At 36.7% G+C, this 23656-nt stretch carries 20 protein-coding genes; 19 read left to right on the plus strand and 1 reads right to left on the minus strand.

Annotated elements, in window-relative coordinates:
- Window positions 1–18: 18 nt before the first annotated feature.
- The 13 genes from fliB to prfB all read left to right on the plus strand — a co-directional run bounded on the left by fliB (window position 19) and on the right by prfB (window position 14356).
- The gene (fliB, locus tag MHB42_RS03440) at window positions 19–1239 is read left to right on the plus strand and encodes a flagellin lysine-N-methylase (protein WP_340804392.1); all 1221 of its coding nucleotides are present in this window, start codon (window positions 19–21) and stop codon (window positions 1237–1239) included.
- Complete coding sequence (locus MHB42_RS03445; protein ID WP_340804393.1) at window positions 1226–1963, plus strand: hypothetical protein; 738 nt, start codon at window positions 1226–1228, stop codon at window positions 1961–1963. The genes fliB and MHB42_RS03445 overlap by 14 nt, the downstream gene beginning before the upstream one ends.
- A 70-nt stretch (window positions 1964–2033) precedes the next feature.
- A complete protein-coding gene (locus MHB42_RS03450) occupies window positions 2034–2387 on the plus strand; it encodes a hypothetical protein (protein ID WP_340804394.1) in 354 nt (117 codons plus the stop codon).
- A gap of 191 nt (window positions 2388–2578) precedes the next feature.
- The gene (locus MHB42_RS03455; protein WP_340804395.1) at window positions 2579–4357 is read left to right on the plus strand and encodes a hypothetical protein; all 1779 of its coding nucleotides are present in this window, start codon (window positions 2579–2581) and stop codon (window positions 4355–4357) included.
- 313 nt (window positions 4358–4670) lie between these two features.
- A complete protein-coding gene (locus MHB42_RS03460) occupies window positions 4671–5060 on the plus strand; it encodes a flagellar protein FlaG (protein ID WP_340804396.1) in 390 nt (129 codons plus the stop codon).
- A 25-nt stretch (window positions 5061–5085) separates the two neighbouring features.
- Window positions 5086–7461 (plus strand): flagellar filament capping protein FliD, encoded by a 2376-nt coding sequence (gene fliD, locus MHB42_RS03465; RefSeq protein WP_340804397.1) that lies wholly within the window; start codon window positions 5086–5088, stop codon window positions 7459–7461.
- Window positions 7462–7482: 21 nt separating this feature from the next.
- Window positions 7483–7845, plus strand: a complete 363-nt coding sequence (locus MHB42_RS03470) for a flagellar protein FliT (protein WP_340804398.1) — start codon at window positions 7483–7485, stop codon at window positions 7843–7845.
- A 77-nt stretch (window positions 7846–7922) separates the two neighbouring features.
- Complete coding sequence (gene fliS, locus MHB42_RS03475) at window positions 7923–8333, plus strand: flagellar export chaperone FliS (protein ID WP_340804399.1); 411 nt, start codon at window positions 7923–7925, stop codon at window positions 8331–8333.
- 198 nt (window positions 8334–8531) lie between these two features.
- Window positions 8532–8909, plus strand: coding sequence for a PilZ domain-containing protein (locus MHB42_RS03480; RefSeq protein WP_340804400.1), 378 nt, complete (start codon window positions 8532–8534; stop codon window positions 8907–8909).
- A gap of 141 nt (window positions 8910–9050) precedes the next feature.
- Window positions 9051–9602 carry a ribosome hibernation-promoting factor, HPF/YfiA family gene (gene hpf / locus MHB42_RS03485; protein ID WP_340804402.1) on the plus strand — a complete coding sequence of 184 codons (552 nt, stop codon included), beginning with the start codon at window positions 9051–9053 and terminating at the stop codon, window positions 9600–9602.
- A 128-nt stretch (window positions 9603–9730) separates the two neighbouring features.
- On the plus strand, window positions 9731–12244 hold the full coding sequence (secA, locus tag MHB42_RS03490; RefSeq protein WP_340804404.1) for a preprotein translocase subunit SecA: 2514 nt from the start codon (window positions 9731–9733) through the stop codon (window positions 12242–12244).
- Window positions 12245–12633: 389 nt separating this feature from the next.
- On the plus strand, window positions 12634–13167 hold the full coding sequence (locus MHB42_RS03495; RefSeq protein WP_340804405.1) for a competence protein ComK: 534 nt from the start codon (window positions 12634–12636) through the stop codon (window positions 13165–13167).
- 84 nt (window positions 13168–13251) lie between these two features.
- Window positions 13252–14356, plus strand: a protein-coding gene (gene prfB / locus MHB42_RS03500) for a peptide chain release factor 2 (protein WP_402894056.1) whose coding sequence is annotated in 2 segments (ribosomal slippage) — window positions 13252–13326 and window positions 13328–14356 — 1104 coding nt in all. Because the reading frame shifts where the segments join, the coding sequence is not laid out codon by codon here.
- A gap of 41 nt (window positions 14357–14397) precedes the next feature.
- Here prfB and MHB42_RS03505 read toward each other — a convergent pair.
- Window positions 14398–14907 carry a competence protein ComK gene (locus MHB42_RS03505; RefSeq protein ID WP_340804406.1) on the minus strand — a complete coding sequence of 170 codons (510 nt, stop codon included), beginning with the start codon at window positions 14905–14907 and terminating at the stop codon, window positions 14398–14400.
- Between the two features lie 226 nt (window positions 14908–15133).
- Between MHB42_RS03505 and MHB42_RS03510 the strand changes: the two genes are divergently transcribed.
- The 6 genes from MHB42_RS03510 (at window position 15134) to ftsX (ending at window position 23619) form a co-directional block, all read left to right on the plus strand.
- Window positions 15134–15376: an IDEAL domain-containing protein gene (locus MHB42_RS03510; protein ID WP_340804407.1), complete on the plus strand. Its 243-nt coding sequence runs from the start codon at window positions 15134–15136 to the stop codon at window positions 15374–15376.
- Between the two features lie 304 nt (window positions 15377–15680).
- Window positions 15681–17660: an excinuclease ABC subunit UvrB gene (gene uvrB, locus MHB42_RS03515; protein WP_340804409.1), complete on the plus strand. Its 1980-nt coding sequence runs from the start codon at window positions 15681–15683 to the stop codon at window positions 17658–17660.
- Window positions 17661–17667: 7 nt separating this feature from the next.
- On the plus strand, window positions 17668–20532 hold the full coding sequence (gene uvrA / locus MHB42_RS03520) for an excinuclease ABC subunit UvrA (protein WP_340804411.1): 2865 nt from the start codon (window positions 17668–17670) through the stop codon (window positions 20530–20532).
- A 131-nt stretch (window positions 20533–20663) separates the two neighbouring features.
- A complete protein-coding gene (locus MHB42_RS03525; RefSeq protein WP_340804412.1) occupies window positions 20664–21854 on the plus strand; it encodes a DUF4097 family beta strand repeat-containing protein in 1191 nt (396 codons plus the stop codon).
- 204 nt (window positions 21855–22058) lie between these two features.
- Window positions 22059–22745, plus strand: coding sequence for a cell division ATP-binding protein FtsE (ftsE, locus tag MHB42_RS03530; protein WP_340804413.1), 687 nt, complete (start codon window positions 22059–22061; stop codon window positions 22743–22745).
- Window positions 22735–23619: a permease-like cell division protein FtsX gene (ftsX, locus tag MHB42_RS03535; RefSeq protein WP_340804414.1), complete on the plus strand. Its 885-nt coding sequence runs from the start codon at window positions 22735–22737 to the stop codon at window positions 23617–23619. Before ftsE ends, ftsX begins: the two co-directional genes overlap by 11 nt.
- Window positions 23620–23656 lie beyond the last annotated feature (37 nt).

Below are 23656 nucleotides of genomic sequence, written 5' to 3' on the forward strand. Positions count from 1 at the left end.
TTATTAAAGGAGGTAAAAATGGATAAAATGGTATTAATTCCTAAAGGAGTAGAGCAATTTCAATGTATAGGGGCAGCCTGTGAGGATCATTGCTGCAAAATATGGAATGTTAATATTGACCGTGTAGGCTTCATAAAAGTAACAACATCGAGTAACCCTGTTATTAAACCAATAGCTAAAAAAGCATATCAAAAAAATCCAAAGACAACGAACGATGTTAACTACGGTCGCATGAAAATGAATGAACAAAAAGAATGTCACTTTTTGGATGAAAATAAATGGTGCTTAATTCATAAGGAGTTAGGAGAAAGTGCGTTATGTAATACTTGTGCTATTTATCCACGAGAGCATCGGGAAATTGGCTCTTATATTGAAAAATCGTTAACATTATCATGCCCTGAGGCGGTTCGTACATTGTTATTACAAAAAGAGGGGATAGAGTTTGAAGAAGTATTATTACAACCATCAGAGCGTATTCAAAACCAAATAACGTTAGCTGGTGAACAGGTTGATATCGTATGGGCTATTCGTACATTTGTCATTACTTTATTGCAAGAACGTAGTATTTCATTAGATTTACGTATGATGTTGCTCGGTTTATTTGCAGAAAAGTTAAATGAGCAACCAAAAACATTAGAGCATACAGAACAAGTGATTCAAATGATGCAGCAACGTTTTGTAATACCGCAATATATAGAAGCAGTCATGCAAATTAAAGGAAATGAACTTGTTCAACTCCAATTGCATAAAGAACTCCTTCGTACAACAGTGGAAGAATTATCATTTAATGTACGGTATGTCGAAGTAGTCAATCAATTTATTCGAGGTTTAAAAACAGGTCCATTAGAAAATAAGGAAATTACAGAAGAAACTTTACAAAAATATATAGCTGCACAAGCTGTTTATCAACAATTTACACGAGAGCATCAATATATTTTAGAAAACTATGTAGTGCATTATATTTTTACAAATGTATTTCCTTATAACGGGAAAACGATATTAGAGGCATATGAAGATATCATAATTAATTATCAATTAATTAAAGCATTATTAATCGGTCTTGCCTCATATAATGGAAAATTAACAATTGAGGATGCTGTTCTTGCGATTCAAAGTTATACAAAGGCAGTAGCACATAATAATAAAAGCTATGATGTATTGCGTCAAAAAATTAAAGAGTCTAATATGGAGACAATAGCATTTTTACTTGCTTATATTAAAACAAATGAATCAAAATAATTACTATACCGAATCAACTTTAGTAAAATGGTGGACAAATACGTTAAAATTTTTAGAGAAAATTAGTCTCTTTTATTTAGTGCGTACATTTATTATAAAAGATGCAAACAATGAAAAGAAACGGCTGTTTGTGGATATGTGGCTTATAGCACATACACTTTTACCAATTATCTTCGTAGCAATTAATTATATCGATAATGTAAATATAATTGTGAAGTATTGCTTTGTAGCGTATGGTAGTTTGAGAATTTTTGAAATTTTAATTTATCAATTAAATGTGATGCTTGTACATCCATATGAAACAAGAAATTTTATGTTAAATGGTTATCGTCGTATGACGATAGCATTAATTCATAATTTTTTTGAGATTGTTTTTTGGTTTGCAGGTACTTATTTAACATTTCATTTTATCAATGATATTACACCGATGGATGCAGTGTACCATAGCTTTACACATATGGTAACATATAGCTTATCAATTGATAGCAATAAGTGGTCAATATTTACACTTGTTGTGATACAGAGTCAAGCGCTGATGGGCGTTTTTATGACACTTATTTCCCTAGCACGCTTTATTTCACTATTTCCTCAGCCGAAGTCAATGGATGAAAAGGAAAATCAAGAAGATAGTAGTAAAGAATTGGCTGACATAAAGAAAGAGTTAGAGGAAATTAAAAAGCTTTTACGTGAAAAAATTGTACTATATAAAAGTGAGGATGTCTAAAAAATGCTATTGAGACATTCTCTTCACTTTAAAAGAGGTATTATTTTAATAGGGTAAGGAGAGGTAAAGAATGGATGAATTATTATTAGATACACAACAATCTTATTATGATTATGTTGTAAAGCTGCAAGATGGTTGCCAAATGATTGCAAAATCTTTTCAATCAAATAATTTAGAACAAGCTTTTCAAATGATTGCAGATTTTAGTGAGGGGCTTGGATGGTTAGTAACAGTAGAGCAACATATGCAAGCTAACGATTATGTGATTAATAGTCGTATAGAAGAAGTAGTCGAACAGCTAACAACTTTGAACAAACTGTTAGAGAACAGAGATATTGTAGCATTAACAAATTTATTTCAAGCTGAAATAGCTCCTCTTTTTGCGAGTGCTTCTGAATGGACATTTAACAAAGTTCAAAATTAAATAATTAGATAGTGTCAATTTTTATTCTATAAGTATAGAGTAATAAGTTATGATGCTAAAATACATACAGTAATGAACGGTATGCGATTATATGGAATCTGTGAGGGTGTTGGTCTAACTAACACACCTTTTTTGTTTGCATATATTTTACGTAGTATAATGAAGTAAATAGATAAAGGTGGATGATGGGGATGGAGCATTTATTCTTTAATAATTTCTGGGGATTTTGGAACAATCAAGGGAGAGTTATGAAATTAAATGGCGAGCATTTACAGGGATCGCAACAGTTTGTACGAATCACTATATCGCTTGCTACAAGGACAGTGCAAGCATGTAAAGAGGAACCAGGATATATTTTTATCTACCATAATGGAAAGCTATATTACGGGAAAATGTTAGAGCTATACACTAAAGATGACTTTCTGGAACTCTTCCCAAATTTAATAGATACAATGTTTACTTATGCAATTAAAATAGCGAATTTACAAGAAATGCCTGTGGAACATTTAAAATATTTATTTGCAAAGAGTAAGCGGAAGTATATTGGTGATGCTGATTATTCTTTATATCAGACTAAAGATGACAATTATCCATATGCTACTCCAATTGTGGATAATACAAAGGATTTCTTTCTTGATACATATCGCATTGTAAATGATTTTAAGGAAGTCGTTTTATACAGTAATGACACCATACAAAATAGAGAAACATACGGTAAAATTGTTGAAGAGGACGGGGAAATTTTTGTTACTTTAACGAATAAAAAGATGCTTCAAGTAGATACAGATTATTTATTAGGAGAATATGATTTGAATTTGCCACATTACCGACCATATTTTTATGAATTTATGCCAGTAGGTTTAACGACTGAAAAAATAGAGCAGATGGAGCTAGAGAGAAATAGGTGGTATAAGGTAAGTCTTTATGCTGAGGCATTTGTACAAGATGAATTCAATGAAAGAATGATGAAAGGCACACTTCTTTTTAGTGCCTCTCCTCTCAAACGTAAAGGAAGGCAGCTAGTATTCGGAGAAGAAGTTTCTGCAAATATTGAACAACGTTTTAATCAACTACTAAGTCAAGAGCAAAAAAACTGGATAGCGAAAAATGATAATGATGTGAGGCACCAATTTGAACGAGCTTTAAATTTTCCACAATATAACGATTTTGAGTTAAATGTCGTTGTCTATTCGGTAGGTCAAGGAAATTGGATTCAAGTGAAAGGAATCGACAAAGGGAGCGAAATATTTTCATTTTGTTTCGACATTGGGTTTACCATAACGGAAACAAGCAAACTTCATGAAGATGCGATACAACAGGCTGCACAAGAGGCTAAAAAATCGAATTTAATCATGCTTTCTCATTGGGATTTAGATCATATTTTAGGTGCTTCGAAATTGGATAAAGTTGATTATGAGAAAACATGGATTGTTCCACAAATTATTGATACTGCAAGTGAATCATCTAAGCGGTTAGCTGCTTATTTAGCAAAGGAAAGTAATATTAATACCATTTTTGTTGCTGATACATTTAATGGAGCGGTTATTTTTAACAATGATTATTTTGTATTGGGAAAAGGGAAAGGTAATCCAGCGGGGAAAAAAGTATCAGTAGGGAATACTTATAATTGGAAAACAAAATACAATGATTTAAACAATTTGGGGCTTATACTAGAGGTGAAAAACAATGGATGTTCCATGTTGTTACCTGGCGATTGTGAATATATAGAGTTTCCCTCATATTTTATGAAATCATATAGCATAATTGTTGTGCCACATCATGGTGCAACGGTCAATGGTGTTGCCTTACCAAACAAACATGTACAGTGCAGCGAGGCAATTGCTTGCGTAAATCTTAAGAAAACTAAGGGGTATCCCAAACGAGATCATGTGAATATTTTACAGCACAATAAAGGTTATAAAGTAACCCCGAATACTTATTATAACATTTCTAAAACTTTCAAGTTATAAATTTAAAATTAAAATGTCTGGAAGTTTAGAATTATACTTCAATAGTATAGGAAAAATATGAGAAGTTCATTCAAAAATATCGCGACTGCATTTTTAATATTGATTTATCCAAAAAACAAAATCTATTAGGAAACTAATTTTAGTAATTTACACTAAGAGGGCTGTGCAATAGGCGAAATTTATCGTTTTTGCACAGCTTTCTTTCGTTTTGAAACATTGTGTTTGGATGTTTTATAAAAAAGCTGAAATTCTTTATTTTAAAACCGATACTATTGTTAAAGACACCTGTATTAGATTCAAGGAGGATGAAATTATGCGTATTTCAGGGAATGCAGATAATGGTGCAGTAACAATTCAGCAGCAAATCTCCTCTCATGCACCAGCAGTGGAGAAAGTGGCAACGCAAGGAAGCGATGCTACGATGAAAAGTGCTACACCTATTATGGAACAGGTACAACAACTAAGTAATGATGATGAAACGAAAGCAAAAGTACAAGATGTCATTGAAAAAATGAATAAAATGCTGGAAGTAAACCAGAACGCTGCAAAATTTAAGTATCATGAAGGCTTAGATCGATATTATATAACTGTAGTAGACAGCGCCACAGATGAGGTATTAAAAGAAATCCCGCCGAAAAAGCTATTAGATGGCTTTTATGAAATGCAAAAATTATTTGGGATGATTGTAGACGAAAAAATATAAAAATAAGTAAAATGGAGGACTCACTATGGTAATGCGAATTGGCGGTTTAGCGTCAGGAATGGATATTGATGCTTTAGTAGAAAAGTTAATGCAAGCGGAAAGAGCACCATTAAATAAGCTTTTACAAAATAAACAAAAATATGAATGGCAACGTGATGCTTATCGCGATGTCAACACAAAGTTAAGAACATTTGATACGTATATTGCAGATAATTTAGTATTAAAAAATTTAAATACAAAAACAGCAAGTAGCTCAAATTCAGATTTAGTATCAGCTATTGCAACTAGTAGGGCTACAGGAACACTTTCCATTGAAGGGGTTTCACAATTAGCATCTGCAGCACGTACAACAAGTGGACAAATTGATGGTACTGGTGCAACAAAAATGAGTGATTTAGTGGGAAGTGATACGAAATTTATTGAATTCACAGCTCCTACAGCTGATGGTTCAAATCCAACAAGTGTAAAAGTTGCAATTACATCCAATATGACAGTAGATTCCTTTATTGAAAAAGTGAACGAAAGTAATGCAGGTGTTTCAGCAATTTTTGAAAACGGACGCTTCTCTTTCACAGCCAAAAATACTGGTAAAGGCGATATCACTGTTAATGGTGTTGATGCTAATGGTACAAATACCAATATAAGTAAATTAAAATTACAAGAGGGCGAAGGCGCAACAGTAACTGAAGGTAAAAACGCCATTTTCCAAGTAAATGGAATTGCTACAGAGCGTAATTCAAATACATTTACACTTAATGGTTATAACATTACCTTAAAAAAGACATTTAATGATACAGCAACAAATGTAAATAAATATCTTGCTGCCCAGACAGAGCTTACTAATGCTACAGCAGCTAAGGCAGATTTAGAAACAAAGGCTACGACGGCAAATCAGGAATTTGGTACAGCCTCACTTGCATATCAAGATAAGCTTAATAATGTATTTAAAGTTGGATTTGATGATACAGAGAAAGCAGCTTATAACCGCTTTAATCAATCATTTTTAGCTAATCTAACTGATGACGAGATTTCAGAGCTAGGTAATCTTCCTGCATTTGATCAAGATGATACATTTGAAGATATGCTGGCTAAAATCTCAGCTGATAGTACGATTTCAGAAGATTTAAAGGAAAAGCTACACACTTCTTTAACTTCAAAGGAACAGCTAGAAACATTGAAGGATTTAGATGCAACAGCTTTAACGAAATTCCGTACAGAAGCCAATAGAGAGGTTGACTATGCTAGTTTAAATAAGTCTTTTTTAAGTGGGTTAACTGCTGATGAAATTGATGTGATCGCTAGCCTTGATTTATCCAAGGACGATCCATTTGAAGGGCTAAGCTTAGATGCAGATTTACAAGCAAGCGTTCAAGCAAAATTAGCTAGTTTATCTACAGCACAAAAGGAAAAATTAGATACAGTTACTAAGGCAGATTTAACAGCCTACTCTGAACTTGCACAATTACAAATTGTACATGATGAGAAAAGAGTTGCTAAAAACTCAGCGGATGCTGCACTTACTGCTGGAGAAGCTCGTTTAACAAATGCGACTGCCGCATTTGCATCAGCAAAGGCTGAAGCTGAAGCTGCAGGGATTTTAGAAGAAGGAACTGAAAATATTAAAGAAGGGTTGCCTACAAACCCAACTGAAGCTGCTGTTACATTGTCTTCTACAACAAACGTTGACGATATGATGAACAAAATTAAAGATTTTGTGAATATGTACAATGCGTTCGTTACAGATTTAAAAGACCAAACGACACAAACGAAATATCGAGATTATGCGCCACTAACAGAAGATCAGAAAAAAGATATGAAGGAAAATGAAATTAAGCTTTGGGAAGAGAAAGCGAAGAGTGGTTTACTTCGTAATGATTCTATCCTTCGTGATGGACTTTCGAAGATGCGTTCTCTTGTCTATGAAACAGTTCCAGGTCTTGAGGACTCAAAATTCCAGACATTATTTAGTATCGGTATTACAACTACAAAAAATTACAATGATGGTGGCACATTAGAAATTGATGAAAAGAAACTACGTGAAGCGCTAGAAGAAGACCCAGATGCAGTAGCACGCCTATTTAAAAATGATGCCGGTAATGAAAAGGATACTGTAAATGGCCAAACTGTTGATACACGAGGCTATCTTGCAAGACTCCGTAGTTCAATGGATGAATTCAAAATTTCAATTGAGCAAAAAGCTGGTCGTGCTACGATGACAGAACAGCAATACACGCTAGGTAAAAATCTAATTGATACGGAAAAACGTATTTCAACATGGCAAGATAAATTAAAAAACATCGAAGCACGTTACTGGAAGCAATTCACAGCAATGGAGCAAGCTATTAACAAAGCCAATCAACAATCAGGTCTGTTTATGCAAAATGCTGGAGGCGGCTTTTAATTAGCGAGGTAGGAGAGTGTTATGCAACAATCTATAGATCAATTTTTGCAAACGTCAGCTAATTTATTTAAGTATTTGGGTGATATTCCAAAGGGCGAAGATCGTGATGAATACATTGAAACCATTAATGAGATGTTGGATAAGCGTGGAGCAATTATTGAGAGCCTTATTCAAGAGGGATTTCGTTTTGATGAACAAAATCGTGTGCATCGTACATTGTTAGAGCTTGATAATGGTATTAAAGAGCGATTGGCTGCTGTGATGAACGCTGTAAAGCAGGATATGGTTAATTTACAAAAAACGAAAAAAAGTGAACAGCAATATTTTAATCCTTATTCAGACGTTCGTGTGATGGATGGCATGTATTATGACAAAAAGAATTAATATTTACCTATTAGCTTTTCTTCGGAAAATGGTTTAAAATAGTAAATAAGTAACCTTTCAAAGGAGTTGTCCGTTAATTGACAGCAAATTTTGCAGCACAAAATGCATACAAACAAAATAGTGTGACGACTGCCTCTCCTGGCGAGCTGACGTTAATGCTTTATAATGGATGTCTAAAGTTTTTGCATAAGGCAAAGCAAGCAATGCAAGAGAAGGATATACAAGAGAAAAATACCAATATTCAAAAGGCACAGGCAATTATTGCTGAGCTAATGTCAACACTTAATATGGACATTGAAATTTCAAAGCAAATGCTACCGCTTTATGAATATATGAACCATCGCTTAGTTGAGGCGAATATTCAAAATGATGTAGCGATTGTTGAAGAAGTTGAGGGATTGGTGACGGAATTCCGCGATACGTGGAAGGAAGTTATTCGCATTAATCGACAGCAGCAGTTTGGTCAGGGGAACAGCGGGCAAATTTAGACACAATAAGGGACCATCATCAACGATGGTTCCTTTTCTTTAGGTTAAAATTCATCAATAATTTGTAATTATCACTAAATCGTCATAATTTAGGCTATTTAACGGTAAAATATGTTACTTATTCCCTCTAGCTGTTAGCTATACATCGTGTCATAATCAAAGCAATATATATGTTTAACATAGTATTGGGGTGGGAATATGATTTTTAAGCGTCAAGAAGGCTTCCGTTTTAAATTTGAGGAGCCTCTTCCAATGACTTTTGCTATTTATGAGAATGGTAGAGTTAATCAAGAGCAAACGGCTACAGCAGAATTGCTAGATATTAGTCCACGTGGGTTAAAGATGTTTACAGAAGTGGATTTAGGTGTGAATCCTCCACCATTGGATATCCATTTTGTTTTGGATACGCAAAGGGTGCGTGCTTATGGAGAGGTGATTTGGAGCCGTCCCTTTGGCAATGGCAAACAATATGGTGTGTTTTTTAATAATCAAAAGGCTGTTGAGGATTTGATTATTGAAGAACTAAAGCTACGACGCAGAAAAGAAGCAGCAGAGGCGAAAAAGCAAAATAATTAAATAGTATACTTTCTTGCTTTTGCTACTAAAAATGTTTGTTAAAAGAACTAAAATTTTTTGTAAAAAAAAGAATGATTTTAGAGGAATTTCACACACTTGTGTAGAAATATATAGTATAGCAGTTATAAAGGAGGAGTTTACATGTTAAACTTTAACATTCGTGGTGAAAATATTGAGGTAACTCCAGCTATTCGAGAGTATGTTGAAACAAAAATTGAGAAAGTTGAACGTTATTTTAACGAAGATGTTAACGCCAACGCTAATGTCAATTTAAAGGTTTACAATGATAAGCAAACAAAAGTGGAAGTTACGATTCCAATGAAAAACTTAACGCTTCGTGCTGAGGAGCGTCATAATGATATGTATGCTGCGGTTGATCTAATTGTAGATAAATTAGAGCGTCAAATTCGTAAGCATAAAACAAAAGTAAACCGTAAATTCCGTGAGCGTGAAGGCGCAGGCCTTTATTTTGCTAGTACACAAGCAGCCGCTGATGCTGTTTCAGAGGAAGAAGAATACGCAATCGTGCGTACAAAGCAATTCGATTTAAAGCCGATGGATCAAGAAGAGGCTGTATTACAAATGAATATGTTAGGTCATGATTTTTATGTCTTTACAGATGCTGAATCAAACGGCACAAATATTGTCTATAAACGTAAAGACGGTAAATATGGCTTAATTGAAACAACTTAAACTTGCATAATGACAAAGGCTCTCGCAATGGCGAGGGTCTTTTTGTGTGAATAGGGTGACTGTTTGCATGAAACTGTTACACAATGGTAAAATGAAAGTTGAATCTATATAGGAAGTGAAAAACATTCATGGCAAACCTATTAAATAAATTATTTGATTTCAATAAACGTGAGTTAAAAAAATTAGAAAAAATCGCTGACCAAGTTGAGGGATTCGCTTCTCAAATGACGCAACTTTCTGATGCTGAATTACAGGCAAAAACAGAGGAGTTTCAAAAGCGCTATGCTGATGGTGAGGCGTTAGAGTCGATTCGTGCGGAAGCCTTTGCTGTTTGTCGTGAAGCGTCGAAGCGTGTATTAGAGATGTACCCATTCCGTGTGCAAATTATGGGGGCAGCCGCTCTTGACGAGGGTAATATTGCAGAGATGAAAACAGGTGAAGGTAAAACATTAACGGCTACAATGGCCGTTTATTTGAATGCCATAACTGGTAAAGGTGTACATGTTGTAACTGTCAATGAATACCTAGCGAGCCGTGATGCTGCTGAGATGGGACAGCTTTATAATTTCTTAGGCTTAACAGTTGGTCTGAACTTAAATAGCCTTTCAAAGGAAGAAAAGCGTGCTGCCTATGAAGCTGATATTACGTATAGTACCAACAATGAGCTAGGCTTTGACTATTTACGTGATAATATGGTGCTGTATAAAGAGGAACGTGTACAACGCCCATTGCATTATGCTGTTATCGATGAAGTGGATTCAATTTTAATTGATGAAGCGCGTACACCATTAATTATTTCGGGGCAGGCTGGGAAGTCAGCACAGCTTTATAAGCAGTCCAATGCTTTCGTGCGTATGTTAAATGCGGAAACAGATTATACGTATGAAGAGTCAACAAAGGGCGTTACATTAACAGATGCAGGTGTGGAAAAGGCAGAAAAAGCATTCGGTATTGATAATCTATTTGATTTAACACATGTTCGTTTAAACCATGCCATTAACCAATCGTTAAAAGCACATGTTAGTATGCATAATGATGTAGATTATGTCGTGCAGGATGGTGAAATCGTTATTGTTGATAGCTTCACAGGTCGTTTAATGAAAGGTCGTCGTTATTCGGACGGCTTACACCAAGCAATTGAGGCAAAAGAAGGTGTTGAGATTCAAAATGAATCGATGACAATGGCAACAATTACGTTCCAAAACTATTTCCGTATGTATGAAAAGCTTGCAGGGATGACAGGTACAGCGAAAACAGAGGAAGAGGAATTCCGCAATATTTACAATATGAGTGTTGTGGCGATCCCAACGAACAAACCAATTGCGCGTGATGACCGTCCGGATTTAATTTTTGCAACAATGGAAGGGAAATATAAAGCGGTAGCCGCAGATATTGCAGAGCGTCATGCAAAAGGGCAGCCTGTGCTTGTTGGTACGGTGGCAATTGAAACATCTGAAATTATTTCGAAATTATTGGATAAATATAAAATTCCACATAATGTTTTAAATGCGAAAAATCATGAGCGTGAAGCGGAAATTATTGCAGATGCTGGTAAAAAAGGTGCTGTAACAATTGCTACAAACATGGCTGGTCGTGGTACAGATATTAAACCTGGTGAGGGTGTATTAGAGCTTGGTGGGTTAGCCGTTATCGGTACAGAGCGCCATGAATCACGCCGTATTGATAATCAGCTTCGTGGACGTTCTGGGCGTCAAGGGAATCCAGGGGTTACGCAATTCTACTTATCATTAGAGGATGATTTAATGCGTCGTTTTGGCTCAGATAATATGAAGTCGATGATGATGCGTTTAGGCATGGACGATTCACAGCCATTGCAATCAAAGGTTGTATCAAGAGCTGTTGAATCAGCGCAAAAACGTGTTGAAGGGAATAACTTTGACGCACGTAAACGTTTATTGCAATATGACGATGTTCTCCGTCAGCAACGTGAGATTATTTATAAAGAGCGTTACGATGTACTAGAAACAGAAAATATGCGTGAGCTTGTTGAATCCATGATTCAAGAAACTATCGATAATGTTGTGAGCACATATACACAAGGTGAGCAGAAGGATTGGAACTTAAAGGCGATTGAAGATTTTGTAGCTGCCAACCTGTTAGAGGAAGGTCAGTTGAAGGTAGCTGATTTCCAAGGCAAGTCTGCTGAGGACATTAATCAAATGATTTCTGATGCAGTACGTGTGCGCTATGATGAAAAAGAGGCAGAACTAACACCAGAGCGTATGCGTGAGTTTGAAAAGGTAATTTTATTACGTTCGATTGATACAAAATGGATTGATCATATTGATGCGATGGATCAGCTGCGTCAAGGTATTCATCTGCGTGCATATGGTCAAAATGATCCGCTTCGTGAATATCAACAAGAAGGCTTTGCGATGTTTGAGGATATGGTAGCTGCTATTCGTGAGGATGTTGCGAAATATGCAATGAAGGCAGAAATCCGTAATAATCTTGAGCGTGAGGAAGTGGCGAAGGGACAAGCTGTCAATCCAAAAGAGGATGGCGGTGGCTCTGCTCCGAAAAAGCAACCTGTACGCAAAGCTGAAAATATTGGTCGCAATGATTTATGTCCTTGTGGTAGTGGTAAAAAATATAAAAACTGCCATGGTGCGGGACAATAAAATAAGCAATAACGATCATCTCTTAAATTTTCAACAAAAGGCAGCAAGCGTTAAGCTACTTGCTGTCTTTTGTTATTTTTTAATGTATAAAAGGACTGGAGGCACACACGAATAAAGAAAATTTAATATAAAAAGTCAGAATTTATAGACAATTGAAATTTTTGGGTATACAATAGCTGGTGTAATAGGATTTTAGTTCAGTATCAAATTACTAGGATTATCCTAAAAAGTTATATGATATTGGTACTAATGTCTATGCGAAATTATTTTTAGCAAGAAAAAGGAGGAGGTTGATGGAATTATTCTACTCGAGAAAAATATCAGGAATATAAGCGTATATTCCTATGTATTTTTATTAAAAACATAAAGTGTATAAAGGAGGAGTATGTATGCATAAAAAAGATATTATGACGAGTGATACAATGCTATATATGCCTGAGTATGATGCCTTTGGAAACTTATGTACTCGGGTAATTGAAAAAAATAATGAATATATATCCCAACTAGCACCAACGAAGTTAATAGACTTTAATTTACGCTATTTTGGTTCTAGTTTAAGAGGCGCTTTTGATGGCTCAAAAATGGTTTTAGGCAAGCTCAATAAAAATCCAATTGTCATTCATGAGCGCTGTAATATATTATGGTTCCCAAGTAAGTCACCCTTACATCCTCAATGTATATGGTTTGCTGTGCATCATATTGATGATTATATAGCTGTGGATAAAAAAAGAACAAAGGTTATTTTTATGAACGGTATGGATATTACAGTGGATATTAGTGTGAGGGCGCTGGAGTACCGTATTCAACGGGCTTTTTTATTAAAGTATAAATTGGAGAAGCGCACAAAGCATTTACTTGTACAATATGATCGCGCGAAAATATTTCAGCGCTTAGCATTTAATATGTTTGAGGATGAAGTATAGTAGTAGGTTTTCCTTTGTAAAAACGTTATAATAAAAAGATACAAGGCTTATATGCTTTATTACTAACGTTCGGAGGATTTAACAATGATTGAATTAGCAGATGTACGTAATGTGTTAGACACTACAGCCAAAAAATTGGCGGACTTTAGGGGGTCTCTTTGACTTAGAAAACAAAGAGGCACGTATTCAAGAGCTAGATGAAATGATGCTAGAGCCAGGCTTTTGGGATGACCAACAAGGTGCACAAGTAATCATTAATGAAGGAAATGGCTTAAAGGCAATTGTCAATGAATATAAAGATTTAGTGGAAACACATGAAAATTTAGATATGACACTAGAGCTTTTACGTGAAGAACCGGATGAAGAATTACAGGAAGAGCTAGGCAAAGAGCTAGCAGAATTCCAACAAAAAATGGCTGATTTCGAGCTACAATTACTGCTAAGTGGACCATACGATCAAAACAATGCTATTTTAGAGCTACATCCTGGTGCAGGTGGTACCGAGTCACAGGACTGGGGCTCTATGCTATTACGTATGTATACTCGCTGGGCAGAAAAGCGTGGCTTTAAAGTAGAAACAGTGGATTACCTCCCTGGCGATGAGGCGGGGATTAAATCCGTCACATTATCGATTAAAGGTCATAATGCTTTCGGTTATTTACAGGCTGAAAAAGGTGTGCATCGTCTCGTGCGTATTTCACCATTCGATTCATCTGGCCGCCGCCATACATCATTTGTTTCCTGCGATGTTATGCCAGAGTTTGATGACAATATTGAAATTGATATTCGCACAGAGGATTTAAAAATTGATACGTATCGTGCAACAGGTGCAGGTGGTCAGCATATTAATACAACAGATTCAGCTGTTCGTATTACACATATTCCGACTGGTACAATTGTGCAATGTCAGGCAGAGCGTTCACAGATTAAAAACCGTGAAAAGGCGATGACGATGTTAAAAGGAAAATTGTATCAATTAGAATTAGAAAAACAGCAGGCACAGCTTGATGAAATTCGCGGTGAGCAAAAGGAAATTGGCTGGGGCTCGCAAATTCGCTCTTATGTATTCCATCCATATTCAATGGTGAAGGACCACCGTACAAATGAAGAAACAGGTAATGTTGGTGCGGTGATGGATGGCGATATAGATCCATTCATTAATGCTTATTTACGTTCAAAGATTAACTAATATGTATTCCCCCAAGAGAGAGTCTTGGGGGATTTTTTATGTTAAAAGGGTGGGGAATATGGTGCATCCTGACTAAGCTGTTTTCGTTCATTCATATAATGCTTGTATAACATGGATGCATTGACAAATTGTTTGCTAATGGAAGCATATTGAATAGGAAGCTCAATCTGTATATCGTTTTTGAGTGTCACAATACAGCCAGCTTTACTAGGGGTAATATTAGTAATGGCATGAAGACCAATCCATATATTATGGATGGAGTTTGGTGAATAGGTTGGTAGAAAAATACATGGATAGCCGTAATCAAAGGCAACAGCAATCGGTAGCTTATGTTGATTGCCAAAAAAGCGCTTGGCTGATTGTTTTGCAGCTTCATAGGTTGTGCCTAATGAAATACAAGATTTTCGAAGGACATGTAATGGCTTACGTGTCACGATCAGCTCATTATGTTTATCAATTACATGTGTGAAAATTTTAGAGTTGTGTTGAATTGGTTGTAGCACATACGTATTGAAGGATACTAAATAGCGATTTACATAATTTTGTGCCATATGAAAAATGCCTCCTTTTTCTATTGATAGCTGTAGTATAGGTAATAAAATAAATTCTAGAAAATATCAATAAAGATGAGAATTGCTTAAGAAATAGCGAAATTGCTTAGAGAATTTGCTACAAATAGCGCGAGATTAATAGTCAATCCAAGTTATTTTCGAGTCTTAAGCATTGCATTTTTATTTCAATTTTCATATAATTTAGAAAAGGATCGAGGTGAGATCGTTGGATAAATATTATTCGTACACAGATTTTCTAAAAGCCGTTGGTCAGTCGAAAAAAGTTGATGAGGCAGAGAAATTATTAAACGAGATTTATTTAGATTTATTTTTAAATCGTATCCAGCGTATGCATCGTCAAGAGCAGCTCATGGTTCTAATCGATAGAGCACTCGATGAAAAAGATGAAAACGCATTTTATCGCTACGCAGCCGAACTAAATTCTTTGCAGCAAACAGAGGATGAATAATAAGATTGCCCCGTTCTCCATGAATAGTGGAGAGCGGGATTTTTTTGTTTAACCGTTAAGGGCATTCGCTCAAAAATGATAGAGAACTGCTCAAAAGTAGTGTCACCTGCTTAAAATAGAAGCTTGAAAGTTAGCGGAAACGGCTATGATAAGAGTAAAAGACTTCATTGGTTTCGCAGTTATTATGTATAAATTTTAGGGGTAGAAAAAAGTTTTACAAACATTCGTTCGTTAAATGTTCGAAATTTTACGAGTGCTATGCTAAAATATATGTACAAATTGGAAGGAAAGGACGGGGACATGTGTGCAAACATTTGATTTACAAGCGCCATATCAGCCTAGCGGAGATCAACCACAGGCAATTGCTGAATTAGTGGAGGGTGTAAAGGCAGGTAAGCGTCATCAAACATTACTTGGTGCGACAGGTACTGGTAAAACATTTACAATTTCGAATGTTATTCAACAAGTAAAAAAACCAACGCTTATTATGGCACATAATAAAACACTCGCAGGCCAGCTATATAGCGAGTTTAAAGAATTCTTCCCAAATAACGCCGTTGAATATTTTGTCAGCTATTATGATTACTATCAACCAGAAGCCTATGTACCACAGACAGATACCTATATAGAAAAAGACTCTAGCATTAATGATGAAATTGATAAGCTGCGTCACTCTGCAACTTCAGCATTATTTGAGCGTGAGGATGTCATTATTATTGCATCTGTGTCCTGCATTTATGGTTTAGGTTCACCAGAGGAATATCGCGAAATGGTGGTATCGATTCGCACAGGTATGGAAATTGAACGTAATCAGCTATTGCGTAAGCTCGTTGATGTGCAATATGAGCGTAATGATGTAAGTTTTACACGCGGAACATTTCGGGTACGGGGAGATGTAGTGGAAATATTCCCAGCATCGCGTGATGAGCATTGTATCCGTGTAGAATTTTTCGGAGATGAAATTGATCGTATTCGTGAGGTAGATGCCTTAACAGGAGAAATTTTATCAGATCGAGATCATGTGGCAATTTTCCCAGCATCCCACTTCGTAACGCGAGAGGAAAAAATGCGAAAAGCGATTGAAAACATTGAAAAAGAGCTAGAGGAACGTTTGGCACTATTGCGGGCTGAAGATAAATTGCTAGAGGCACAGCGTTTAGAGCAGCGTACACGTTATGATTTAGAGATGATGCGTGAAATGGGCTTTTGCTCAGGTATTGAGAACTATTCTCGTCATTTAACATTGCGTGAAGCAGGTGCAACACCCTATACATTGTTAGATTATTTCCCTGATGATTTTTTACTTGTTGTGGATGAAAGCCATGTAACACTTCCTCAAGTACGAGGCATGTACAACGGTGACCAAGCACGTAAAGGTGTTTTAGTAGAGCATGGCTTCCGTCTGCCATCAGCGCTTGATAATCGACCATTGCGCTTTGAGGAGTATGAAAGTCGTGTGCATCAGGCTATTTATGTTTCTGCAACACCTGGTCCATATGAGCTAGAGCATACACCAGAAATGGTGGAGCAAATTATTCGTCCTACTGGATTGTTGGACCCATTAATCGATGTGCGTCCTATCGAAGGGCAAATAGATGATTTAATTGATGAGATTCATGAGCGAATTGCACGTAATGAACGTGTGCTTGTGACAACATTAACAAAGAAAATGTCAGAGGATTTAACAGCCTACTTAAAGGAAATGGGCTTAAAGGTTGAGTATTTACATTCAGAGATTAAAACACTTGAACGGATAGAGATTATTCGTGAGCTGCGTAAAGGAACATATGATGTATTAATCGGTATTAATTTATTGCGTGAGGGGCTTGATATTCCTGAAGTATCCCTTGTAGCGATTTTAGATGCGGATAAAGAAGGATTTTTACGCTCGGAGCGCTCATTAATTCAAACAATTGGACGTGCAGCGCGTAATGCAAATGGTCATGTGATTATGTATGCAGACAATGTAACAGATTCAATGAAAAAAGCAATTGATGAAACAAAACGTCGTCGTACATTGCAGATGGCTTATAACGAGGAGCATGGCATTACGCCTCAAACAATTATCAAGAAAATTCCAGATGTTATTCGTGCAACACAGGTAGCAGAGGAAGAGGAATCCTACGTCACAAAGGCTACGAAGGGCAAAAAGCTGACAAAGGCAGAAAGAGAACAGCTCTTGGCTTCCCTGGAAGTCGAAATGAAGGAGGCAGCAAAAGCGCTTGATTTCGAGCGTGCGGCCGAGCTGCGAGATACAATATTTGAATTGAAGGTAGAAGGGTGAATGACTTGTGAAAAATACTGAAATCATCGTGCAAGGTGCACGTGCTCATAATTTAAAAAATATCGATGTTACAATTCCACGTGACCAATTAGTTGTGTTAACAGGTTTATCAGGCTCAGGAAAATCTTCTTTAGCATTTGATACGATTTATGCGGAGGGGCAACGGCGCTATGTCGAGTCCCTTTCCGCCTATGCTCGTCAATTTCTAGGACAAATGGATAAGCCAGATGTCGATGCAATTGAGGGATTATCGCCTGCTATTTCGATTGACCAAAAAACAACGAGCCGTAACCCGCGCTCTACTGTAGGGACTGTAACAGAAATCTATGACTATTTGCGTTTACTTTATGCACGTATTGGCAAACCGATTTGCCCAAATCATGGGATCGAAATTACTTCTCAAACAATTGAGCAAATGGTAGATCGCTTATTATTCTATCCAGAAAGAACAAAAATGCAGCTACTTGCGCCAATGGTATCTGGGCGTAAAGGAGCACATGTAAAGCTGCTGGAGGATTTAAAAAAGCAGGGCTTTGTTCGTGTGCGTATAGATGGTGAATTACGTGATTTAGACGATGAAATTGAGCTGGATAAAAATAAAAAACATTCCATTGGGGTAGTGGTAGACCGTGTTGTGATGAAAGAAGGGATTGCTGCACGTTTAAGCGATTCATTAGAAACGGCATTACGTTTGGCAGATGGGCGTGTTCTTGTCGATGTGATGGAGCATGAGGAGCTGCTCTTTAGTGAACACCATGCTTGTCCATTATGTGGCTTTTCTATTGGAGAGCTAGAGCCACGTATGTTTTCATTTAATAGTCCATTTGGTGCTTGTCCGAGCTGTGATGGCTTAGGCTCCACACAAGAGGTCGATTTGGAGTTAGTAGTACCTGATTGGAATCGATCATTATTAGAGCATGCAATTGCACCATGGGAACCAACAAGCTCGCAATATTATCCACAGCTATTAAAGGCTGTATGTGACCACTATGATATTCCAATGGACGTGCCTGTAAAAGATATACCAAAGGACAAGATGGATAAAATTTTATATGGCTCTGGGAAAGACAAAATACACTTCCATTATGAAAATGAGTTTGGCAATGTCCGAGATCAGATGATTGAATTTGAAGGTGTTGTGCGTAATGTGGAGCGTCGTTTTAAAGAAACAACATCAGACTATGTACGTGAGCAAATGGAAAAGTATATGGCACAGCAAGCCTGCCCTTCTTGTAAAGGCTACCGTTTAAAGCCTGAAACATTAGCTGTAAAAATAGCGGGTAAGCATATTGGTGAGGTTACACAATATTCCATTCAGGAAGCCGATCAATTTTTCAAAGAACTAGATTTAACAGAAAAGGATATGCAAATTGCTCGACTTGTTTTACGTGAAATTGAAGAGCGCTTAGGCTTCCTTGTGAATGTTGGATTAGATTATTTAACATTAAGCCGAGCAGCGGGAACATTATCAGGCGGTGAGGCACAACGTATTCGCTTGGCGACACAAATTGGCTCTCGTTTAACAGGCGTGCTTTATATTTTAGATGAGCCTTCCATTGGCTTACATCAACGTGATAATGATCGTTTAATTCATACATTACAAAGCATGCGGGATATTGGCAATACACTTATTGTTGTAGAGCATGATGAGGATACAATGCTTGCAGCTGATTATTTGATTGATGTAGGGCCTGGTGCTGGTGTGCATGGTGGGCAAATTGTTGCTGCGGGTACACCACAGGAGGTAATGGATAATGAAAAATCGTTAACAGGACAATATTTAAGCGGTAAGAAATTTATTCCATTACCAGTTGAAAGACGCCAGCCAGATGGTCGTAAGCTTGCTATTAAAGGCGCAAAGGAAAACAATTTACGCAATGTGAAGGTAGATATTCCGCTCGGCCTATTTGTAGCAGTGACAGGTGTTTCTGGCTCAGGAAAATCGACATTAATTAATGAAATTTTATATAAATCATTGGCACAGAAGCTAAATCGTTCCAAGGTAAAGCCAGGGGAGCATAAAGAAGTAACAGGGATGGAGGAGCTTGAAAAGGTCATTGATATTGACCAATCACCAATCGGTCGTACACCACGCTCAAATCCAGCTACCTATACAGGGGTTTTTGATGATATTCGCGATGTTTTTGCTGCGACGAATGAAGCAAAGGTACGTGGCTATAAAAAGGGTCGCTTTAGCTTTAATGTCAAAGGCGGTCGCTGTGAGGCATGCCGTGGTGATGGCATTATTAAAATTGAAATGCACTTCCTGCCAGATGTTTATGTACCATGTGAAGTATGTCATGGCAAACGTTATAATCGCGAAACACTTGAAGTGAAATATAAAGATAAAAGCATTGCCGATATTTTAGATATGACCATTGAAAATGCAGTAGTGTTCTTTGAAAATATTCCAAAGATTCAACGCAAGCTGCAAACGATTGTGGATGTGGGCTTAGGCTATATGAAATTAGGTCAGCCTGCTACAACATTATCAGGCGGTGAGGCACAGCGTGTAAAATTAGCCTCTGAATTACACCGTCGCTCTACAGGTAAGTCCTTCTATATTTTAGATGAGCCAACAACAGGCTTACATGCAGATGACATTGCACGTTTACTTGTTGTGCTACAGCGTCTTGTTGAAAATGGTGACTCCGTATTAGTCATTGAGCATAATTTGGATGTCATTAAAACAGCTGATTATTTAATCGACTTAGGTCCAGAGGGCGGCGATAAAGGTGGCACTATTGTTGCTACAGGAACGCCTGAGGAAGTAGCAGAGGTGACTGGCTCATACACAGGCAAATATTTAAAGCCAATTTTAGAACGTGACCGTATGCGTATGGAAGCTGTACTTGCGAAAGCTTCACAATAAAAAATGATCAAAAAAAGTGATAGGACCGCTCAAAGTAAGATGAAAAGCCCAATTGATTTAATTTTGCAGTGAAACTTTTCACATAATGAATCGTATAAATAGTATAACGAACTGAGGGAGGCTATTTATTTATGCAAAATGAACGTCAACGAATTTTAGAGCTTGTAGAAAAAGGTACGATTTCGGCACAAGAGGCGCTTACATTATTAGAAGCATTAGAGCAATCAGGCAAGTCTACTCAAAATGTTATAAATGATGTGTCACAGGAAACACAAACATCTTCAACTGATAAAGGGTCAATATTTGAGGAAGAATTAAAAAAAGATAGCAATAAGAAAAAAGATGATTTCACAAAATATTTCCAAGAGGAAATGCAAGATTTTCGTAAAGATTTAACGCAAATTGGTTCCCTATTTATGGATATGATGAATACAGCTGTTAAAAAGGTAAAAGAGTTTGACGTGTCTTCACCATTCGGCGATAAAGTTGAATTTACGCATACAGAAGAAGTGGCTGCAGCACATGTCGATAATATTACGGCTGAATTACCGAATGGCAACTTTTCATTAGAAGCTAGTGAAGGAGATACGATTCAAGTCATTTGTAAGGTGAAAGCACCACAAATCAATGATAGTGAAGAGGAAACACGCCATCACTTTTTAGAGCAATTTGTTGTGAGAGAAGATGAGCGTACACTACGTATTTTAAGTCAATTAAAGCTTGTACAAGTAAATGTCAAAGTGCTTATACCCAAGGAACAGCTTGAAAAATTATCAGTTCGTCTAATGAATGGCAGTGTGTCATTGCAAGATACAACACTAAAAGAATTAAAAGTAAAAACATTGAATGGTGCGATTAAAGGAACAAAATTAAACTTTGCCAAGGCTGAAGTAGATTCTTCCAATGGCTCCATTGAATTAACGAATGTACGAGGAAAAGATTTAGAGGCTGAAACATTAAATGGACGTGTTTATTTAGACGGTGCATTAGATGAGGTAGAGGCTAAATCGGTGAATGGACATGTTGTTGTGACAACTTGCTCAACAAATTCCTCAAAAATTAAGGCACAAACGGTGGCAGGAGCCGTTGAATTATATGTACCACGAACTATATCATTAAGCGGTAAAGTGGTAACGAACTTTGGGAAAGTAGATGTTGGCATTCAAGATGTGTCAAAAATGGAATCAACAGATCAATTTTTATCAAAAGTTATTCGCTTTGATAAAGAGGTTGAAAATGCTAATCGTTTATTTATTGAGGGTGAATCAAAAACAGGTGCTGTTTTAGTTCGCTATACAACAACAGAAGAACAACAAATGTAATGATTGTACAGGAATCGACTTTCTAGAAAGTTGGTTCCTGTTTTCATTTTGTCGAACTTTCATGATCATTATGACAATGAAAGATCGAATTAGAAGGAACTACCACAGATTGAAATGAAACTGTAATAGAAAAACAGAAATTGAGTGCTATAATAGTAAAAGAAATACCTCTTACATAAATTAAGAGTTTTAGGTGGTTTAATTATGATAGAAATGAAGAATGTGACAAAGAAGTACACAAACGGTGTTATTGCGACAAATGGTATTTCTGTCAATATAAAGCAGGGCGAATTTGTCTATGTTGTAGGGCCGAGTGGTGCTGGTAAATCTACATTTATTAAATTAATGTATCGTGAAGAAAAGGCAACGTCAGGACAAATTTTGGTCAATGGGATAGATTTAGCAACCTTAAAAAATAAAAAGGTTCCTTTTTTGCGCCGTCAACTTGGCGTTGTTTTCCAAGATTTCAAATTGTTACCTCGTTTAAATGTTTATGAAAATGTCGCATTTGCACTTGAGGTAATAGAGGAAAAGCCAGAGGAAATACGTCGCCGAGTGATGGAAGTTTTAGAGCTTGTTGGGTTAAAGCATAAAGCGAGGATGTTTCCAAATGAACTTTCAGGTGGAGAGCAGCAGCGCGTATCGATTGCTCGCTCGATTGTGAATGTTCCAAAGGTTGTTATTGCAGATGAACCAACTGGGAACCTTGATCCTGAAACATCATGGGAAATTATGAATTTATTTGAGGAAATTAATGCACGAGGAACAACGATTGTCATGGCAACACATAATCGTGAAATTGTGAATACAATTCGTCGCCGTGTTATCGCTATTGAGGGCGGTTTAATCGTCCGTGACGAACACGGAGGTGACTACGGCTATGACCTTTAATACTGTAAAACGGCATTTCCGTGAAAGTGTTAAGTCACTTGGCCGAAATAGTTGGATGACCCTTGCATCTGTGAGTGCAGTAACCGTTACACTTATACTAGTAGGCGTCTTTGCGCTTATTATGATGAACTTAAATAAAGTAGCGACGGATTTAGAAAATGATGTTGAAATTAAAGTGTTAATTGATGAAACGGCAGATGAGGCAGCAGAAAAAGCGCTTATCGAAAAGTTTAAAACATGGGCAAGTATATCAGAGGTAACCTATTCAACAAAAGAAGATGAGCTAAATAAGCTTGTAAAAGATTTTGGTGATGATTTTAAGCTATTTGAGCAAAGCAATCCTTTACGTAATGTTATTTATATAAAGGCTGCTGATCCTCAGCAAACAGCAAAGGTTGCGAAAGAGATTCAAAAGCATGACTATATTTATGACGTTATGTATGGTGAAGGCAAGGTTGAAAAGCTTTTTAATGTTTTAAATATTAGTCGTAATGTAGGAATTGTATTAATTTTAGGGCTATTATTTACTGCGATTTTCTTAATTTCAAATACGATTCGTATTACGATTATTGCTCGTCGTGATGAAATTGAAATTATGAAGCTTGTAGGCGCAACGAATTCATTCGTGCGTATTCCATTCTTACTGGAAGGAATGTGGCTCGGAATTTTAGGTTCTATTATTCCGATTGCGGTTGTCGCAACCCTTTACCACAATATATATAAAATTATTGCACCTCGTTTGCAGGGTGAGCTTGTCCAATTACTTGATTTCTCGCCACTTGTGTATCAGGTAAGCGGTCTTCTGTTACTTATTGGCGTGCTAATCGGTATTTGGGGAAGCTTTATGTCAGTACGTAAGTTTTTAAAGATTTAATTTAGGCGTTAGTCACAACGGATATTTGTGAAGAAAT

Source organism: Lysinibacillus sp. FSL K6-0232, assembly GCF_038008325.1.
GTDB lineage: Bacteria > Bacillota > Bacilli > Bacillales_A > Planococcaceae > Lysinibacillus.

What these genes read in the sequence shown, in the direction of transcription:
- fliD (WP_340804397.1), top strand. Translation starts at nt 5,086, where the DNA reads ATGGTAATGCGAATTGGCGGTTTAGCGTCAGGAATGGATATTGATGCT.
- secA (WP_340804404.1), top strand. Translation starts at nt 9,731, where the DNA reads ATGGCAAACCTATTAAATAAATTATTTGATTTCAATAAACGTGAGTTA.
- hpf (WP_340804402.1), top strand. Translation starts at nt 9,051, where the DNA reads ATGTTAAACTTTAACATTCGTGGTGAAAATATTGAGGTAACTCCAGCT.
- MHB42_RS03450 (WP_340804394.1), top strand. Translation starts at nt 2,034, where the DNA reads ATGGATGAATTATTATTAGATACACAACAATCTTATTATGATTATGTT.
- fliB (WP_340804392.1), top strand. Translation starts at nt 19, where the DNA reads ATGGATAAAATGGTATTAATTCCTAAAGGAGTAGAGCAATTTCAATGT.
- MHB42_RS03525 (WP_340804412.1), top strand. Translation starts at nt 20,664, where the DNA reads ATGCAAAATGAACGTCAACGAATTTTAGAGCTTGTAGAAAAAGGTACG.
- MHB42_RS03470 (WP_340804398.1), top strand. Translation starts at nt 7,483, where the DNA reads ATGCAACAATCTATAGATCAATTTTTGCAAACGTCAGCTAATTTATTT.
- ftsX (WP_340804414.1), top strand. Translation starts at nt 22,735, where the DNA reads ATGACCTTTAATACTGTAAAACGGCATTTCCGTGAAAGTGTTAAGTCA.
- MHB42_RS03480 (WP_340804400.1), top strand. Translation starts at nt 8,532, where the DNA reads ATGATTTTTAAGCGTCAAGAAGGCTTCCGTTTTAAATTTGAGGAGCCT.
- MHB42_RS03445 (WP_340804393.1), top strand. Translation starts at nt 1,226, where the DNA reads ATGAATCAAAATAATTACTATACCGAATCAACTTTAGTAAAATGGTGG.
- MHB42_RS03460 (WP_340804396.1), top strand. Translation starts at nt 4,671, where the DNA reads ATGCGTATTTCAGGGAATGCAGATAATGGTGCAGTAACAATTCAGCAG.
- ftsE (WP_340804413.1), top strand. Translation starts at nt 22,059, where the DNA reads ATGATAGAAATGAAGAATGTGACAAAGAAGTACACAAACGGTGTTATT.
- MHB42_RS03495 (WP_340804405.1), top strand. Translation starts at nt 12,634, where the DNA reads ATGCATAAAAAAGATATTATGACGAGTGATACAATGCTATATATGCCT.
- MHB42_RS03505 (WP_340804406.1), bottom strand. Translation starts at nt 14,907, where the DNA reads ATGGCACAAAATTATGTAAATCGCTATTTAGTATCCTTCAATACGTAT.
- MHB42_RS03455 (WP_340804395.1), top strand. Translation starts at nt 2,579, where the DNA reads ATGGAGCATTTATTCTTTAATAATTTCTGGGGATTTTGGAACAATCAA.